The sequence below is a fragment of the Streptomyces sp. NRRL WC-3618 genome, assembly GCF_001280005.1.
Classification (GTDB): domain Bacteria; phylum Actinomycetota; class Actinomycetes; order Streptomycetales; family Streptomycetaceae; genus Streptomyces.
This window is the reverse complement of the sequence record NZ_LGDW01000287.1, coordinates 1-513: the sequence shown is the minus strand read 5'-3', so window position 1 is coordinate 513 and position 513 is coordinate 1. Positions and strand designations below refer to the sequence as shown.

The window sequence follows — 513 nt, the reverse complement described above, 5'->3', positions numbered from 1 at the left end:
GGGTGTGGGGGGCTCTGACTCAGGTTCCCCTGGTGCCTCCGGTGCCTCCGGTGCCTCCGGTTCCTCCGGGGACGAGGACGAGGTTGTGGTGGGGATGTCGGGGCCGGCTGGGCCCATTGCGGCGGCGGCCGCGTACAAGCAGGCCGAGCAGGCGTTGTCGGTGGCCCGGCGGCGGGGGCGGGTACTGGTCGGGCACGAGCAGTTGGCCTCGGGGTCCGTGGTGCCGCTGCTCGCGGACGACGCGGTGCGTGCGTTCGCGGACGGGTTGTTGCGTCCGCTGTACGAGCATGACGCGACGGGCCGGGGTGACCTGGTGGCGTCGTTGCGGGCGTGGCTGTCCCGGCATGGGCAGTGGGACGCGGCTGCGGCGGATCTTGGTGTGCACCGGCATACGTTGCGGTACCGGATGCGGCGGGTGGAGGAGATTCTGGGGCGGTCGCTGGATGATCCGGATGTGCGGATGGAGCTGTGGCTGGCGTTGAAGACGACGGCGGCGGTGGGGGAGTGAGGGGG

At 71.9% G+C, this 513-nt stretch carries 1 protein-coding gene; it reads left to right on the top strand.

From position 1 onward, the window contains the following. The coding region (locus ADL01_RS23050; RefSeq protein WP_234354761.1) for a PucR family transcriptional regulator at positions 1-508 on the top strand (508 nt) is incomplete at its 5' end. Positions 509-513: the final 5 nt, after the last annotated feature.